General features: G+C 63.9%; 13 protein-coding genes and 1 pseudogene. 13 read left to right on the top strand and 1 reads right to left on the bottom strand.

The annotated features are described in order from the left end of the window. Position 1 precedes the first annotated feature (1 nt). From AX769_RS04115 to dnaB, 6 genes and pseudogenes are all read left to right on the top strand, one after another. Complete coding sequence (locus AX769_RS04115) at positions 2-1429, top strand: CCA tRNA nucleotidyltransferase (protein ID WP_066276278.1); 1428 nt, start codon at positions 2-4, stop codon at positions 1427-1429. 138 nt (positions 1430-1567) lie between these two features. Beyond that, a pseudogene (rpsF, locus tag AX769_RS04110) lies at positions 1568-1930 on the top strand (30S ribosomal protein S6); the annotation flags it as partial. Between the two features lie 177 nt (positions 1931-2107). Continuing rightward, positions 2108-2686, top strand: coding sequence for a single-stranded DNA-binding protein (locus tag AX769_RS04105; RefSeq protein ID WP_066276270.1), 579 nt, complete (start codon positions 2108-2110; stop codon positions 2684-2686). A gap of 42 nt (positions 2687-2728) precedes the next feature. Beyond that, positions 2729-2989, top strand: a complete 261-nt coding sequence (gene rpsR / locus AX769_RS04100; RefSeq protein WP_055964231.1) for a 30S ribosomal protein S18 — start codon at positions 2729-2731, stop codon at positions 2987-2989. 17 nt (positions 2990-3006) lie between these two features. After that, positions 3007-3459 carry a 50S ribosomal protein L9 gene (rplI, locus tag AX769_RS04095; RefSeq protein WP_066276267.1) on the top strand — a complete coding sequence of 151 codons (453 nt, stop codon included), beginning with the start codon at positions 3007-3009 and terminating at the stop codon, positions 3457-3459. A gap of 932 nt (positions 3460-4391) precedes the next feature. Continuing rightward, on the top strand, positions 4392-5657 hold the full coding sequence (dnaB, locus tag AX769_RS04090; protein WP_239452081.1) for a replicative DNA helicase: 1266 nt from the start codon (positions 4392-4394) through the stop codon (positions 5655-5657). 1048 nt (positions 5658-6705) lie between these two features. Here dnaB and AX769_RS04080 read toward each other — a convergent pair. Further along, positions 6706-7392 carry a helix-turn-helix domain-containing protein gene (locus AX769_RS04080; RefSeq protein ID WP_066276262.1) on the bottom strand — a complete coding sequence of 229 codons (687 nt, stop codon included), beginning with the start codon at positions 7390-7392 and terminating at the stop codon, positions 6706-6708. A 1107-nt stretch (positions 7393-8499) separates the two neighbouring features. Between AX769_RS04080 and AX769_RS04070 the strand changes: the two genes are divergently transcribed. Genes AX769_RS04070 through AX769_RS04040 form a run of 7 tightly spaced genes read left to right on the top strand, consistent with a single transcriptional unit; the run spans position 8500 to position 16345 of the window. Continuing rightward, the gene (locus AX769_RS04070) at positions 8500-9396 is read left to right on the top strand and encodes a hypothetical protein (protein WP_157887442.1); all 897 of its coding nucleotides are present in this window, start codon (positions 8500-8502) and stop codon (positions 9394-9396) included. Further along, complete coding sequence (locus AX769_RS04065) at positions 9393-11468, top strand: DDE-type integrase/transposase/recombinase (protein ID WP_066276257.1); 2076 nt, start codon at positions 9393-9395, stop codon at positions 11466-11468. The genes AX769_RS04070 and AX769_RS04065 overlap by 4 nt, the downstream gene beginning before the upstream one ends. Then, a complete protein-coding gene (locus AX769_RS04060; RefSeq protein WP_066276254.1) occupies positions 11465-12604 on the top strand; it encodes an AAA family ATPase in 1140 nt (379 codons plus the stop codon). The genes AX769_RS04065 and AX769_RS04060 overlap by 4 nt, the downstream gene beginning before the upstream one ends. 3 nt (positions 12605-12607) lie before the next feature. Then, entirely contained in the window at positions 12608-14554 is a 1947-nt protein-coding gene (locus AX769_RS04055; protein ID WP_066276252.1) for a TniQ family protein, read from the top strand. Next, on the top strand, positions 14542-15387 hold the full coding sequence (locus AX769_RS23655) for a metallophosphoesterase (RefSeq protein WP_066276247.1): 846 nt from the start codon (positions 14542-14544) through the stop codon (positions 15385-15387). Before AX769_RS04055 ends, AX769_RS23655 begins: the two co-directional genes overlap by 13 nt. Beyond that, positions 15384-15794, top strand: a complete 411-nt coding sequence (locus AX769_RS04045) for a hypothetical protein (RefSeq protein ID WP_066276245.1) — start codon at positions 15384-15386, stop codon at positions 15792-15794. Before AX769_RS23655 ends, AX769_RS04045 begins: the two co-directional genes overlap by 4 nt. Then, positions 15791-16345: an HAD domain-containing protein gene (locus AX769_RS04040; RefSeq protein ID WP_157887441.1), complete on the top strand. Its 555-nt coding sequence runs from the start codon at positions 15791-15793 to the stop codon at positions 16343-16345. Before AX769_RS04045 ends, AX769_RS04040 begins: the two co-directional genes overlap by 4 nt. Positions 16346-16734 lie beyond the last annotated feature (389 nt).

The raw sequence follows: 16734 nt of genomic DNA, 5'->3' as shown, positions 1-16734 counted from the left end.
CATGGATACCGTCGCCTCGGCCGTCGAACGGCTCGATCACCTGGCGGCCACCCCTCGTGTCGACCTCTTGGCCCGTGCCTTCGAGAAGGCGGGCCACGAGCTCGCCCTCGTCGGAGGCCCGGTGCGTGACGCCTTCATCGGCCGGCCCGTGAACGACTTCGACTTCACCACGTCGGCCAGCCCCGACGAGATCCTCGCGATCGTCGTCCCGCTCGCCTCGGCGCACTGGGACGTCGGTCGGGCCTTCGGCACGATCGCGGCGCGGGTCGACGGCGAGACCGTCGAGATCACCACCTACCGCAGCGACGTCTACGACGGCGAGACGCGTAAGCCCGAGGTCGAGTTCGGCGACACGCTCGAGGGTGATCTTGTCCGCCGCGATTTCACAGTGAACGCCATGGCGCTGCGGCTGCCGTCTCGCGTGCTCGTCGACCCGTCGGGCGGCGTCGAAGATCTGCTGGCCGGTCGCCTCTCGACCCCGGGGGCCGCGGTCGACTCGTTCCGCGACGACCCGCTGCGCATGATGCGCGCCGCTCGCTTCACGGCGCAACTCGGCTTCACCGTCTCCGACGAGGTGCGCGAGGCGATGGCGTCGCGGGCGTCGACGCTGTCCATCGTCTCGATCGAGCGTGTCAACGACGAACTGTCGAAGTTGCTCAAGACCGACGACCCCGTGCCGGGCATCCGGCTGCTCGTCGAGACGGGCATCGCCGCGCTCGTCCTGCCCGAGCTGCCGGCGATGATCCTGGAGCGCGACGAGCACCACCACCACAAAGACGTCTACGAGCACAGCCTCACCGTGCTGACCCAGGCGATCGGATACGAGGCCTCGCGTCACCCGGGCAGCCCGCCCGACCTCACGCTGCGCCTCGCCTCCCTTCTGCATGACATCGGAAAGCCCGCCACGCGGCGGCTGGAACCGGGTGGTGTGGTTACCTTCCACCACCACGACCTCGTGGGCGCGAAGCTCGCGAAGAAGCGCCTGAAAGAGCTGCGCTTCGACAACGACACGATCGCCGCGGTCTACCAGCTGATCGAGTTGCACCTGCGCTTCTTCGGCTACACCGAGGGCGCGTGGACCGACTCGGCCGTGCGGCGCTACGTGCGCGACGCCGGCGACCAGCTCGAGCGGCTGCACATGCTCACCCGGGCCGACGTCACCACTCGCAACCGGCGGAAGGCCGACCGGCTCGGCTTCGCCTACGACGACCTCGAGCACAGGATCGCCGAGCTGCGCGAGAGAGAAGAGATCGACAGTCTGCGCCCCGACCTGGACGGTGTGCAGATCCAGGCGATCCTCGGTATCAAGCCGTCCCGCGAGGTCGGTGAGGCCTACCGCTTCTTGCTCGAACTGCGGACGGAAGAGGGCCCGCTCGGCGAAGAGGAGGCGACCCGTCGCCTCCTGGGCTGGTGGGCAGAGCGTTCGTAGCCGGGCTGGCGGTCGGAGAGCTGATCGCGTACGCTTGTAAGGTTGCTTGAGCACCCGTTCGGGGTTCCGGCAGCTATGCAACTACCCTCCTGCCACAGAAATACTGTGGCCGTTAAGTCCGAAGGAGGTGGGTTAGACATGCATCAGTACGAATTGATGGTGATCCTTGACCCCGAGATCGACGAGCGCACTGTCGCTCCGAGCTTGGACAAGTTCCTCAACGTCATCCGCAACGACGGCGGCACGGTCGACAACGTCGACATCTGGGGCCGTCGCCGCCTCGCCTACGAGATCGCCAAGAAGAGCGAGGGCATCTACGCCGTCGTGAACCTGACCGCGAACCCCGACGCGACCGTCGAGCTCGACCGTCAGCTGGGTCTCTCCGAGGCCGTCCTCCGCACCAAGGTGCTCCGCGCCGAAGAGGGCATCGAGATGGTCGCCAAGGCCAAGAAGCTCGCCGACGAGAAGGCCGCCCGCAAGGCTGCCGCCCCGGCGAAGGCTCCTGCCGCCTCGGCCGCTGCTGCTCCGGCCGCTGCTGTCGCGTCGGCTCCTGCTGCAGCGCCCGCCGCTGCCGCTGCGCCTGCCGCACCGGCTGCGCCTGGACCCGCCGCCGCTGATGCGCCTGCAGCTCCCGCCGCTTCTCAGCGTTCGTCGGCAACGCAGAGCGCCGAGTAGCTCGTGGCCGGCGAAACCGTCATCACCGTCGTGGGCAACCTGACCAGCGACCCCGAGCTGCGTTACACGCAGAACGGGCTCGCAGTCGCGAACTTCACGATCGCGTCGACCCCCCGCACGTTCGACCGCGCGTCGAACGAATGGAAGGACGGCGAGGCGCTCTTCCTGCGTGCCAGTGTGTGGCGCGAGTTCGCCGAGCACGTCGCCGCCTCGCTGACGAAGGGCTCTCGCGTCATGGCGCAGGGTCGCCTGAAGCAGCGCTCGTACGAGACCAAAGAGGGCGAGAAGCGCACCTCGATGGAGCTCGAGATCGACGAGATCGGCCCCTCGCTCCGCTACGCCACCGCTCAGGTGACCCGTGCCTCGTCGTCTCGCGACGGCGGCGGGTCGTTCGGCGGCGGCGGTGGCGCGCCCGCGCGTCAGCCTGTCGGCGGCGGTAACGGCGGCGGCCAGCAGGAGGAGCCGTGGGGTCAGCCTGCGGCCGCTCCGCAGGGTGGACAGGGTTCATCCGGTTCGGCCTCCTCGGGCGACGTCTGGAACACTCCGGGCGGCGGCACCTACAACGACGAGACCCCCTTCTAAACGGTCTCACCACACAACTTCTTTTACTGAAAGCAGAAAACAATGGCTGGAAAGAGCAGCGGCGACCGCCGCAAGCCCCTCCGCGGAAAGGGTGGCAAGAACGCCGCCCCTGCGAAGGCGATCCGCGTCGGCGTCATCGACTACAAAGACGTCGCGACCCTCCGCAAGTTCATCTCCGAGCGTGGAAAGATCCGCGCCCGCCGCATCACCGGTGTCTCCGTCCAGGAGCAGCGTCTCATCGCTCGTGCCGTGAAGAACGCCCGTGAGATGGCGCTCCTCCCCTACGCCGGCTCCGGCCGCTGATCGGAAGGGACTTTCTCATGAGCAAAGTAATCCTGATCCACGAGGTCTCCGGCCTCGGCTCGGCCGGTGATGTCGTCGACGTCAAGAACGGCTATGCGCGCAACTACCTGGTGCCTCAGGGCTTCGGTGTGCCGTGGACCCGCGGTGGCGAGAAGCAGGTCGAGCAGATCCGCTCGGCTCGCACCAGCCGCGAGCTCAAGACCATCGAAGAGGCGAAAGACATGAAGGCCCGCCTCGAGGCCGTCACGATCACGCTGCCCGTCAAGACCGGTCAGGGCGGGCGCCTCTTCGGCTCCGTCAAGCCGGCCGACGTTGCCGAGGCCGTGTCGGCGCAGGGTGTCGGCACGATCGACAAGCGCAAGGTCGAGATCCCGACCGCCATCAAGCTGACCGGTGAGCACGAAGCCACCATCCGTCTGCGCGAAGACGTCGTCGCGACCATCGCCCTGAACGTGGTCTCCAAGAAGTAGCTTCACCCCCTTCGCTGTTCGTTCGCGTTCGGCGGGGATCGATAGCGGCACGTGCCTCGGCATGTGCCGCTATCGGCGTTTAACGGAGTCGGCGGCGTCGGGGTTTCGGGAGGATGGGGGGTTCGGGAGGATGCGAGGGTCCTCGGGGAGGACTTCTGCCCCCTCAGCGGCCTCCGGGGAGGATGTGGCCCCGTTTCACGGCCCTTCGGGAGGATGGCTGGCCCGGATCTCCTCCCGGCCTTCCACGGCCGACAGCCCCTCCGGCTTGTGGGGGAGGAAAACCCTCCGGCTTGTGGGGGAGGAAAACCGGCCGCACGTCGGTCGATCCGTGTCGTCCGCTAGCGCCGCAGGGGTCACCGTGTCAAGTTATTTGTGCACAGGCGACCCCCTGAGGCGCAACCTTCAACCCTCGATTTACACTACTTTGCACACATGGGGTGTGGAACGGGAAATCCCAGGTCAAGCGGTGATTAAAGCCCCGAAATACTTTCTCCTCCACAGGTTTGTCCACAGTTGTCCCCAGACTTTCCCGGCGTTTCTCCCATATTGTCCACATCGTTATCCACAGGGCAGTTTGTCCCGGTGGGGGTCAAGTCCCTAGTGTGTGACAGCGCCTACTAGGGAGGCTGCGAAACCGTCGTCCGAGGCCTGTTCAGGGTGCTTCGCTGCGATGCTCTCGTCTGCCCTGTCGGCGTGTTCGATCGTTCTGCCGACGAGGGTGTCGGAGGGTGGCGGTAGAACGTTCTCAGCACGTCCAGTCACTCAACCGCTCGCAGGAGGCCTCCGTGTCGATAGCCCATCTCGGACTCGCCCCCAGCGACAGCAGCGAGGGCCGGCCGGAGTCGGCGGGCTACGACGGCGGCTCGGGGTCGGGCTACGACCGCCGCACTCCCCCGCACGACCTCCTCGCCGAGCAGAGTGCCATCGGTGGCATGCTGCTCTCGAAAGACGCCACGGCCGACGTGATCGAGACGGTTCGCGCGGCCGACTTCTACCTGCCCAAGCACGAGGTCATCTTCAACGCGATCATGGGCCTCTACTCGCACGGCGAGCCCACCGACGTCATCGCCGTCACCGACGAGCTCACCAAGGCGGGCGAACTCACCCGCGCCGGCGGGGCGGAATACCTCCACACGCTCACCGGCCTCGTGCCGACCGCGGCGAACGCCGGCTACTACGCGTCCATCGTCGCCGAGAAGGCCGTCCTGCGCCGCCTCGTGGAGGCCGGCACGCGCATCGTGCAGATGGGCTACGCCAGCGAGGGCGAGGTCATCGACCTCGTCAACAACGCTCAGGCCGAGGTCTACAACGTCGCGGGCGGCGTCCAGACCGAAGACTACGTTCCGCTCACCGACGCCGTCACCGTCGCCATCGACGAGATCGAGGCCGCCAAAGGCCGAGACGGCCAGATGACGGGTGTGCCGACTGGCTTCGCCCAGCTCGACGCCCTCACGAACGGCCTGCACCCCGGCCAGCTGATCATCGTCGCCGCGCGCCCCGCGCTCGGCAAGTCGACGCTCGCTCTCGACCTGTGCCGTGCGGCGTCCATCAAATACAACCAGCCCTCCGTCTTCTTCTCACTCGAGATGGGGCGCAGCGAGATCGCCATGCGTCTCCTCTCCGCCGAGTCGAGCGTGCCCCTGCAGAACATGCGCAAGGGCACCGTCGACTCCCGCGACTGGACGACCATCGCGCAGACCCGGGGCAGGATCAACGACGCCCCCTTCTACATCGACGACTCCCCCAACATGACGCTCGTCGAGATCCGCGCGAAGTGCCGTCGCCTCAAGCAGCAGGTCGGCCTCAAGCTCGTCGTCATCGACTACCTCCAGCTGATGACCTCCGGCAAGAAGGTCGAGAGCCGCCAGCAGGAGGTGTCCGAGTTCTCGCGAGCCCTCAAGCTGATGGCCAAAGAGCTGCAGGTGCCCGTCATCGCCCTCTCGCAGCTCAACCGTGGCCCCGAGCAGCGCGCCGACAAGAAGCCCGCGATCAGCGACCTCCGCGAGTCGGGCTCGCTCGAGCAGGATGCCGACATGGTCATCCTCCTGCACCGCGAGTCCGCCTACGAGAAGGACAACCCGCGCCAGGGCGAGGCCGACTTCATCGTCGCCAAGCACCGCAACGGCCCCACCGACACCATCACCGTCGCCTTCCACGGCATGTTCTCGCGGTTCGTGGATATGCCTTCGATGTCGTAGTTGTGTGTCGGCCGTAAGTGATCTTGTCCTTTCCAAATGATTGAGTCCGAATTCCGCCAAATCGGACGGAATCATTTTTTGACAGCCTTCTGCTCTTGGTCATGTTTAGTCGGCCGATCGTCCAAGCCGATCGTGGGCTTGGTGGGTGTTTCTTGACTCAGGGGCGGCTGGCGGTTTCGTCCTTCGTCGCCTTCCGCGATTGGATGCGCGACAGCTATGAGCTCAGCGAGTCGGACTTAGAGGCTGTTTGGGCGCTCCCCTTCGACCCGCGCGACGTGTCAGGCTTTCTTGCCTATCTGGCGACGGGTGTGACTGGTGCGGGTCGTCGGCGGTTGACGAGGACGAGTGCGGATGCGTTCCTCGATCTCGTGTTCGCTGACAGTCGTTCGAAGGGGTCGATGATGCGCCGAAGGCACTGGGTGGATCGCACACAGCTGCTTGACGAGTTGGGTTTAGTTACAAACGAACAGCGGGGACGTACCGCGGGTGAGAGTGAGCGTGTTTTCAGCGATCACGATTTGCAGATCGTTCTTTCGCGAATGGCTAACACGCGGGGCCGGGGCGCTCGTAGCGCGGTGGGGTATTCAGCGTTGATTCTCCTCGCCCGCGGGACGGGCCTTGGTGTGCGGGACCTTCTGTCCATTCGCTTCGGGGAAATTGCGCTATCCGCCGCCGGCATCACATTGTCGCTGCCTGGATCTCAGGAGGACCACGAGGACGCTTCAAGTATCCAACGGGCTGCCACGCCCCTCGTTTGCGCGCCGTGTGCCTTGACCAGGTGGGTTCGGGTATCGAGCCGTGACTGCAACCACCCGGAGGTCTTAGCAGCACAAAGCCAAGCGACGTCCAATATGCATCTGTGCGCGGGGCCAGCTTTTCAGGCAGGGACTGACGATCGTGTCTTCGCGCGCCTGGGCCGGCAAGGGAAGGACAGTTCCGGGACCATCAGGACACGAACGGCGATGCAGGCAGTTCATTGGCATTTGAATCGAGCAGGGCTTGGGGATGGTCCCTACTCCCTGAAGTCAGTTATTGCGGGCGGGGGCCACTAGGTCGGTGAAGCGTTCTTTCGCGGCACAGACCGCTTCAAGGCGCGATCGAGTCGGGCGACGTCCTCTGCACGAGGCAGATGTTCCCGCTGGCCGGCAGCATCGAGATACCAATGGACTACGAGTGTTTCGCATCCGGGTTTCAGGTTGATCGAATGAGGCACATTCGGAGGAATGCGGATGGAGTGCCCTTCCCCCACCTCGACTGTTCGCCCTTCGAGGAAAAGGAGGGCCGTCCCTGACGTGACGGCGATTGTTTCCTCTCCGTGATGACTGGTGGACCCTTCAGTGTCGCTCTCAGAGGTGAACTCCACCAGGAAGGCGCTCGCCTGTTTCATCGACAGAGACAGCTGCGTGTATTTGCGTCCGCGCGAGACACTCGCTAGGTGCTGTCGAATCGACATCGTTGGGAGCGAGAGGTCCAGCAGGGCCTGCACGGAAACCTTGAGACGCTCGCTCAGGCGAAGGAGTTGGACGGCATTGAACGGCCGCTCACCCTTCAAGTTCCGGATGTAGGAGCGTTCGGAAATACCGAGAGTTGCTGCGACGTCATCCCGGCTGAGGCCCTGGTCAATTCGGGCAGCCTCCACTCTCGCCGCAATCAGCTTGTTGATGGAGGCCGAGTCCGACAAATCCTCCGGGTTCCATCGCCCGGCGTGGAGATCGGCGGCCGACGGTTCACGCACGAACTCTCCATTCGATCGCGGGTTTCCTGCACCACATGCGCCGACTGTAACGCCTCACGGACGCTTCAATCCCCCACATTCGACTTCGGATAGGGGCCCCGCCAAACCTGGCGAAAATGACAACAAACGCGCCAAATTTGGCACACTTATCGGGTGAGTAGAAATCAGCCAGGAGGGCGTACCGCAACTGGGGCGGCCGCCTGCGGACAAGGCACCCTTGCCGCAGGCGCTTGGCGAGTGTTTGCGTACAAGACTGCGTCACTCACCTTCGGAATAGGTGGAGTCCACGTCGTCCCGGTCCCATGCCGCACGAAAGAAAAGCTGCTCGCCCAGGAACCGACGTGCCAGGCGGAGAGTCCTGGCTCGTCCCGGTGGAATCGTTCACATCTGTCAGTTACGCTAGAAAGACAGCACGACGAACAGCGGTCCCCATTGACCGACGCCGTCGCACAAACATTCCGCTTTCCAGGGCACAAAAATTCGAGCAGAGCAACCTGCGTCGGATTATTTCACATGCCCGGGCTCCAAGCAAGGTTCCCTCCGACGTCCTCGACGACGAACGGATCTTCTGCATGACAGCCCACATGAAACGGCCAGTAGGCCGGCCGGTGAAGGTAGTCCCGAATCAGGACAAGGCGGATTTGATCCTGTCTGACCTCCTTCGCGCAGACGAGCGTCTTCGTGCGACCGCTGTCGAGAGGGTGGAGTTGGCCCTTGCTGCCAATGAAGCAGGCCTTACGACGCGCCGTATCGCCGAGGCGGTAGGCGCAAGCGCAGCCACGGTCGCTAGTTGGATTCGAACCGCCCGCGAACTTCGCGACAGCGTCCACGAGCGGAATGGATATTAACGATAGGAAAACTGGACACAATGGGGGAGCTGTCCTAGGGTTCCTCTATGGGACAGGAAAGCAGCGCAGTCACCAGCCATCTAGAGTCGGTGCGCCTTCACGGATGCCTTGATGATTGGAGATCGTTGGGGTGGGTTGGAAGGTCGCTGCGTTCGTCGACTAGTTCGGAACGGGCGTGAGAAGCCCAAGTGTGGATGGGGGGACGTCTCGCCGGACGGCGTCCTGGAGTAATCCGTCGTGGTCCACCCAGGACGGCTTTGTGCCTGCCGATGTCGCGACGTGGGCGGACACGGTGTGGACCGGTGGACGGTTGCAACTGCAGGCAGTTGTCGATCGCCCTCTGTACCCGTCTCATGAATTGGAGTACGGCGGAAGGGCCCGGCCGTGGAACCGGCCTCGCAGCTCCAAGCGGCTTGCGTTTCCCGAGCGCAGGGGACTGAGCGCGGGGACGCGGCTCATTTTTTCGCGCAACGGTGCGACGACCTATGAGCGAGATCCATCCCAGGTCACCGTCGAGGATCTGCTCAACTGTCGTCCGATGCGAACGTTTGCGAGGCGTTTCGGTCAGAGCAACAAGCCGGTGTCGAAGTGGACTCATACCACGAGGCACCTCGTTCCGGCCGAGTCCAGGCATGAGCGGGCGTTCATCCTCCTCGCCGATCATCATCCGCAGGTGCAGCACATCGCGGCTCAGCCCTTCAGCATCGACTGGCCAGACGGAGGACCGCTGGGCTCGCATACGCCTGACTTCGCTCTCCTCTCGCCTGGCCGGCCACCGATGATCGTCGACGTGAAAGCCCCTCACGCCTCTCAGGACCCCGATACTGTCGCCCGGCACGAAGTCGTCCGGCACGTCCTCGCGGAGGCGGGAATGTTTCATGTGGTGTGGATTGGCATGCCGGAGGCAGCCGTGACGAACCTCTCAAATTTCAGTGGCGCCCGGGTGCCGGAGGAGACGATGGCGACCTGGAGTCCCGTGGTGCTCGACCTGTTGAAGCCGGGCGACACCGCTGACGTTCTCTCCCGCCGTCTCGACGGGCGTGGTTACCCCCGCCTATTGGCGCTTACGTTGATTCGCCGGCTGCTGTGGCAGCGACGCCTGGTCACGGACATGACCGTCCGGTTCGTCCCGATGTCCAGGGTTTGGTTGCCGTGACTGGCGAGACCATCGCCCTCGGTGTGGGTACGGAGTTGGTGTGGGAGGGGCAAAGACTCACTGTCTCTAAGCGCATTGCTGGCCACCTCGTCCTCATCGATCTGGAGGGGAACGAGCTGCCGCCGCTGTCCATCAAGACGGTCGCGCAAACGCTCATCAGCGAGGAGAACCCACCGGAAGACCAGCCCGGTTTGCATGAGCTCGAGAGCCGACTCACCAGTGTCGGCGGAGGCCATTTGGCGCGCGATCGGATGTTGTTCGCGCTGGTCGACACGGGCGTGCCCCTGGGGGCTGCACCAGGAACCCGGCCGGATGCGGAGCTGGACCCCGCGACAGTGCCGCTGAACAAACGTCTCCGAACACTGGCCCTCCGGGAGGCAGCACAGCGGAACATCGACGTTGGCAGCGCCCGGAAACAGATAACTCGTCGTCTCCGCCTGCGCCAGAAAGGCTTGGGCGCTCTCGTTCACGGTCGCTACTGGATAAACGACACCACGTACCACGACCCACGCATCGTCCCCATCCTCACCGAATGGCTGAAGGATCAGGTCCCGAAAAGCACTGTGCCCGGAAGCACCCTCTTCGAGGCCTTCCGCGGGCACCTGCGGATCGCACACCCAGACATCCCGCACGACAAGTTCGGGCAGGAAACGTTCCGGAACCGGTGCTCGGAGATCTACACCCTCTACCCGCACTACAAAAATAAGGCCGCGACGAGACGGTCGGCTGAGAACCGCAACGAAGCGACCTACAACAAGCGGAAGGTCACGCGGCCTGGCGAAGTCTGGTTGATCGACACGACGACCGTGAACGTCGAACTGTGGGACCCCCATCAGCGCGGTAAGAAGGACACGTTCCGGCCCGTCCTGACGATGATCATCGACTTTGCCACGCGAATGGTCGTCGGATACTCCCTCACTGAGAAGACGGGCGAGTTCGCGGTCGGGCTGGCCCTAGCACACGCCTTCGCATCCATGGTCGATCAGGACACCTATGTCGAAATCTATGGGAAACGCATTCCGCGGCCCTACGTCGAATTTCCCCGGGCCCTCGTGTCGCACCCGATCTTCCCCGAGGCTCTCGTAAGCGACAACGGGATGGACTACACCAACTTCTACCAAACGGCGCAGCTGGAACGCCTCACCATGGACTTCGAACCGGGGCGCCGTTTGTCACCGGACGACAAGGCAGAGATCGAACGGTTCTTCCTGACGCTGAAGTGGAAATTCGAAGCTCTGATTCGCGGCTTCACGGGAGGATCCGTCGACGAGCGAGGCGAGAGTCCCGAAGCCGACGCCGTCGTCACCTACCAGGAATACCTGCGCCGCCTCGACCGATGGGTCGACTTGTACAACTTCCGAGTCCATGAGGGAATCACCCTCGAGGACGACCCCCACCGAGACGTCAGCCCTTACGAAATGTGGGTTCACCTCGCCGACAGAAACGGCATCACCGAGGTGAAACCGTGGAAGAACGAGTGGATCAAGTTCCTCCCCAGCTGGGCCGGCACCATCTCCACCGATGGAGTCTCCTACAAAGACCTCATGTACAACGCACCGGTGCTGAAAAGGATGAAGACCACCCCGGGTCTTGCGATCAAGGGCAAGCACCGGTTCTACCGCAACCCCTCTGACCTGCGCCACATCTACTGCTTCGACCCCGACGGTCATGCGAAGAAGATCCCGTGGGCCGGACTGACGGACATGACGCCCGAATTCGGCGAGTACATGAACGACATGGTCAGGCATAGTTTCGACGATCTCCACGTCACGAAGAAGCAGTACCAGGATCGCATTGTCGAGTGGCTCGTCGAAGCCCACCGGATCGACGAGGAGAACGAGCAGCTCAGAAGCGTTGCCCGAAGTCGCCACGAGGAGATGCTCGATTTCAACCTGGATCGCGTCAGGCGGGTCGACACCGGAGTCATCAGCGAGGATCCCCCCGCCACCGCGCCGGCACCCGTCGTGTTCACTGTGGCGCCACCCGCCCCCCGCCCGGCCATCAGCACCCGTCGACCGAAACGGGTCCAGCGTAGCGACGACCTCGACTACGTTTTCGAGGACCTCGCATGAGCGTCCTGACCGCAGACGATGTCCTCGCCGCATTGACGGATGAAGACCGGGCGTTCATCGCCCGCACACGCAACGACGGTGTCGAAGACCCTGGATACCTCACCGTCGAGCAGGTAAAAGCACTTAGCCCGGACGACAAACTCATGCGCAAGTACGACCTCGGGCTCTGGAACGCCGCGTTCCCCCTTGTCGCGACACGATCCGTCCGCGACGCGGACCTACAAATTGCGGCCGCCACCCCCTCCAGTCCCGGACCGGCCGCCGGTCTCAGCACCGTCACTGTCATCACCGGCAAACCCGGCACCGGCAAAAGCATGTACGTCCAGGATCTTGCCGCCACGCAGATGCGTCAGCTCAGCCGCATCAGAGTCCTCCGTACCGCCCGCGGCGAAGCGATAGATCTCCCCAGCTTTGACGGCATCTACGGCACCTTCCGTCCCGTCATCTATCTCTCCCTGGACCGCCGGTGCACCCCCAAACAGTTGTTCACCGCCCTCTGTGATGCCATCGGGTGGGCGGCCGGAGACGATCCGCAGGTCGCGTTCGGCAAAGCCATGGCCGCGTGCGGCACAGAGTTGGTCATCATTGACGAAATCCAGTTCGTGAACTTCGACGGCGAGACCGGCCGGTACGTGCACGACGCCCTCAAATGGATCACCAACTCTGGAGTGCGTCTGCTCTTGGCTGGCCACAGCATCAAGTGGCTTCTCCGCCGGCAGAAGACGGAGGCGCGCATGGCGGCGTCCGACCAATCCAGCGCCCGCTGGGACCCCATCGAATTCACGAAACTCGGATTCGGCACAACCGACGAACAAGACGAGTGGCTCGACCTCCTCGAGCACCTCGACGCCCGCGTCCGACTCGCCGGCCACGACCCCGACGAACAAGTGCTCAGCACCCATTTCGCGGAGTACCTCTGGGTGTCGACACTCGGATACCTGAACCACCTCAAAACCCTGGTGACGAAGGGCCTGAACGCGGCCGCGTCTACACGAGATCAGCGCCTCACGGAGAACATCCTTGATCGCCTGAGCGTTGAGAGCCGCGCCCAGGAGACACGGATGAATCGCCTCGCCGTCTGGAGGGCAGGAAAGTTCCCGTGGGATGCCGACTGGCACGAAAGTGGACTGGGCTGACCGATGGCTATCACCTCCATCCGCGTCGACCGGCACCCCGGCGAATGGCTCCCCAGCCTCATCGGCCGAATCGCTCACTTCTGCGGCGTTTCCCCGCTGGCCCTGTGTAAGAACATCGGAGTCGACACCGCTGGACGGAATCTGCAGTACGCCGGAACCCGCGTGTCAGACCACACGGCGGAGCGGATCGCCGGCGCCTTGAACTGGGAACCCCAGGACATCCACGCCATGACCATGTCCGACTACTCCGAGAACGCCCTCCGATTATCGAGCGACGGACACATCGCCAAAACCCACCTCTGGACCCGCGGCGCAGGAACACGCTACTGCCCTGCTTGTCTGAGGCAACATCCCGGCATGTTCTTGAAGGAGTGGAAGCTGACGTTCACATTCGTCTGCCTACGGCACAGGATCATCCTCAACGACGTCTGCACCCTCTGCGAAACGCCGACGACCGAAATGCGGATGGGGGCACCGCGCCGGGTCGACCCCACCCGGTGTCACGCTCCCGTCCCCGTCGATGAAGAACGCCGTGCACCCTGCAACGCCGAATGGTCCAAGAGCTGGACCGACGACCCGCTACCTCAGGACTCACCCATCCTTGCCGCTCAACAGGACATCAACACCCGTATCGCTTCCGGGCAAGCCCTGCCGTTGCTCACCAATCTCCGCGCAAACGCCATCGCCCTTCTCGGCGCGGACGCCATCGACCTCATCAGCGAACTGTCCCAGACTCCACGATCGGACCTTCTCGGGCTCTTCGAACCAGGACACCGTCTCGGAACGACCGCGCCGGCATCCGCTTTCGCGATGTCCGCCTTGACGGCCGCGAGCTGGCGGCTGCTCACCGACAACGAACCGAGCGTGCGCCGCAGCATCCGGCAGGTGACCTTCGACCGTCCCGTCGGACACGTCCCCCGATCCGGAGGATTCGGCCCCGGAAGCGCCGCCTTCCTCCTTTCATCCTGGCCGGAAAGTGCACCACCGATGCAGGGACGCATCCTTCGAGCTCTCGACTCGGATCTTCCCACTCTGCAACGCCTCACCTGGGGATCGACGACGGATGCCGCCACAGACTCGTCTTGGATGCAAAGGCGGAAGCAACAGCGACTGTCCGGGTACACCTTCGAACTGGCACCCGGCCAGTTCGGCCCCCGAGACCAATCGATCCCAGCGCTGCTATGGCCCGAATGGACGGTACCCAACGACGTCGGCACGCCGACATCGGCGACCGCGCTGCAACGAGGATTCGCCCAGGCGGTCCTGATCGCGAACACCCGAACGATGTCTGATAAGCGCATCGCTGGCATCCAAGACGTCTTCCGACCAACCATGCTGGGATCGCCAACCGAAACGACCGCGATCCTGTCCAGTCTTACCGAGCTGGCCCTCATCATCGACGCAGAACCTGGGCCGATCCGGTACGACCGACGACGCCACCTCACATGGCCCCGCCTTCTCACCCAACAGCAATGGCGTCTTCTCGCCGAACAGCTCGATCTCAATGTCGGAACCCGCCCCCGACGTCTTCGTTTCCGGCGGTACATGTTCACCCGACTGACCGGTGCCGGGCTGAAAGACTTGCCCGGCGTGCTGAGAATCCGTCACCCGCGCGAGGTCGCGGAATACACGGTATTCATGATGACCCTCACGACCCGCGTCGTCGCCGCAGTGGACGACTACCTCAAGGCGTTCCTAGAACACTCCGGCATCCACGAACCCGTGACATGGTCCCCGCCCCGCACAACGAGTGGCCCCCTCACGGCCCGCGAACTCGACGACATCGACATCGCCCACCTCCACAGCCAGCTCGCCGGCGGCCCGAGATCGTTGTCGTCGCTGTCCTACGAGCTGGGGCGACACGAGCGACACGTCCGCTGGGCGATCGACCGGTACCCGATCGAGGACGGCCCGGCACCGAACCCCCTCGACTGGACGTGTACGTTTTGACCGGCTGGAACCACAATGCGAGCCCCTTGGCGGGCTCCACGGAGATGCAGCCGGGGACGAGCGAGTCTCGGGTCGTCGTCGCTGGTGACTGGCATGGGGAGATCGCATGGATCCAAACTGTCCTGCCGCGCATCGGACGTCTCGCCCCTGACGTGAGGACCGTCCTTCACCTCGGAGACTTCGGCTTCTGGACCGCAGGCGAACGTCGCGGCAAAGGGTACCTCGGGGCTATCGACTACTGGGCAAAAAGGGCCGGCATTGACAAGATCCTGGTCACCCCCGGAAACCACGAACAGTGGCCGCTTCTCATGAAGGCGTTCGAGAACCAACCCGGCGACATCGTGCAGATCACCGAACGAGCTTGGGCCATGCCGCGCGGTTACCGGTTCTCCCTTCGAGGACGCGCGTTTATGTCCTTCGGCGGCGCCGCCTCCTACGACACGGAACACCGCACGCACGGCGTCGACTGGTGGCCCGAGGAGCTCGCTTCGCAGGACGAAACGAATCGGGCCGCCTCAGGCCCAAGAGTGGACGTGCTTCTCACCCACGAGACCATCACTTCGCCCAGTCCTCGGGTGGTCGAGGAGATGACCAAGAACAGGGCATGGGCCACCGAGGAAGCCCAAGAACGCTCTGCGCTTTCACGTCGTCGAGTCACACAGGTTTTCGACTACCACCAGCCGCGCTTGTTGCTCCACGGGCACATGCACACCCCCGACGTGATGACGCTGCCTGATGGGCGCGGAGTGTGGTCCCTCGGGATGGACCGGCAAGACCGCAACATCGGCATCCTCGACCTCGACACGCTCACCTTCGATTGGCTCCTCGAATGACCTCATCAGACACGACTGCGGGCCACGATGCGGCGCGGGAACATCTCGACTCGCTACTCGGCCCCTCCTTCACGCCGGACCGTGTCGCCGAATGGTTGCACTCATCCGGGGAGCACGTGCAGGATTTGACCGCGCGCGGCGATTTGGTCACCGTCCCCGATCGGGACGGTCGCCCGAGCTACCCGGCGTTCCAATTCGACCCGTACAAACGAGTTCTTCCCCACGTGAGCTGGATCCTGCGCCTGCTCGATCCAGAGGGGATCGACCCATGGGGATCCGCCCTCTGGCTGAACACCCCCGACCCGACCTTCGGTGATGTGACAGGGGCCGAGGCTCTCCGGCACGGCAACTGCCACCTCGTCCTCAATGCGGCCCGGGACGTCTATGGCCAGAGGAGTCAGGCATGAGAATCACCAGACCCCCGATGCCGCCTCGACGGATTCAACCAGCCACGGACACGGCCCTGTTTCTCGACGTCGATGGCGTTTTGTGCCCCGTGCATAGCCTCGAGACCGATCCGGGCTGGGGACCCGTGACGGTCATCGACGACCCTGGCTTCGGAGAGCTTGCCATCTCCTTGGACATGGCCGCCGCCCTGATGGGCGCCCCAGTGGAACTCATGTGGTGCACCGACTGGCAAGACATTGCCAACATGGCGTTCGCGCCCTATCTCGGACAAGCCTTGCCTCACCTCACCCGTCCGTGGGAAGCCGAGAACAGGTGGTGGAAACTAGACGCGATCCACCACTACCTCGACACCCACACCCAAATCCGTCGTTTCATCTGGATCGACGATCACCTCGATCTCCCCGAGGAAGATGGTGAACCCCGCTCGACACACGCCGCCCGCGAATTCCAACAGAGGGGTGTGCCGGGCTTTCTCATCGCGCCCGAGAAAACAGTCGGCTTGACCAAAAAGGATTGGGATCGGGCGACGGACTGGCTCCGTGACCCCTGACATCTGTTCCCGATAGCGGGCCCCGGGGACGCTCAGGCCGAGGCTCTGTCAACCTACATGTGCTGCTCCAGATTGCAACGGGCCACAACTTCAGGCGGGCCCCTCCACGTGCGGGGTCCGGGTCGCACGGGATCGAGTCGCTGGATGAGCGTCGGGACGACGGCCTGGGCTTTCGGCAACTGTGTTGATGGAGACGGTGAGCTGGCTACACAGTCGAAGAGCGTTCGATGAGGGGGCGTAAGGCATAGACAAGCGGGGCCTTCCGCTAACCGGAATCAGCTTCACGTGGTTGAGCCGGGATAGCCAAAACTCCCCAGGGGTCGAAAACGAGGTTCGGATACCTCTGCCGGGTTTCAGGAGACATCGGGTTTCCCACGCGAAAACTTCCT

This window comes from Frondihabitans sp. PAMC 28766, from assembly GCF_001577365.1.
GTDB lineage: Bacteria > Actinomycetota > Actinomycetes > Actinomycetales > Microbacteriaceae > Frondihabitans.
Note: the sequence above shows the minus strand (reverse complement) of the source record. Positions and strands in the feature narration are given on the sequence as shown.

Excerpts from the sequence above, each read along its gene's own strand:
- AX769_RS04040 (WP_157887441.1), top strand. The coding sequence starts at position 15,791 with ATGAGAATCACCAGACCCCCGATGCCGCCTCGACGGATTCAACCAGCC.
- AX769_RS04060 (WP_066276254.1), top strand. The coding sequence starts at position 11,465 with ATGAGCGTCCTGACCGCAGACGATGTCCTCGCCGCATTGACGGATGAA.
- dnaB (WP_239452081.1), top strand. The coding sequence starts at position 4,392 with ATGCTGCTCTCGAAAGACGCCACGGCCGACGTGATCGAGACGGTTCGC.
- AX769_RS04115 (WP_066276278.1), top strand. The coding sequence starts at position 2 with ATGGATACCGTCGCCTCGGCCGTCGAACGGCTCGATCACCTGGCGGCC.
- rpsR (WP_055964231.1), top strand. The coding sequence starts at position 2,729 with ATGGCTGGAAAGAGCAGCGGCGACCGCCGCAAGCCCCTCCGCGGAAAG.
- rplI (WP_066276267.1), top strand. The coding sequence starts at position 3,007 with ATGAGCAAAGTAATCCTGATCCACGAGGTCTCCGGCCTCGGCTCGGCC.
- AX769_RS04045 (WP_066276245.1), top strand. The coding sequence starts at position 15,384 with ATGACCTCATCAGACACGACTGCGGGCCACGATGCGGCGCGGGAACAT.
- AX769_RS04055 (WP_066276252.1), top strand. The coding sequence starts at position 12,608 with ATGGCTATCACCTCCATCCGCGTCGACCGGCACCCCGGCGAATGGCTC.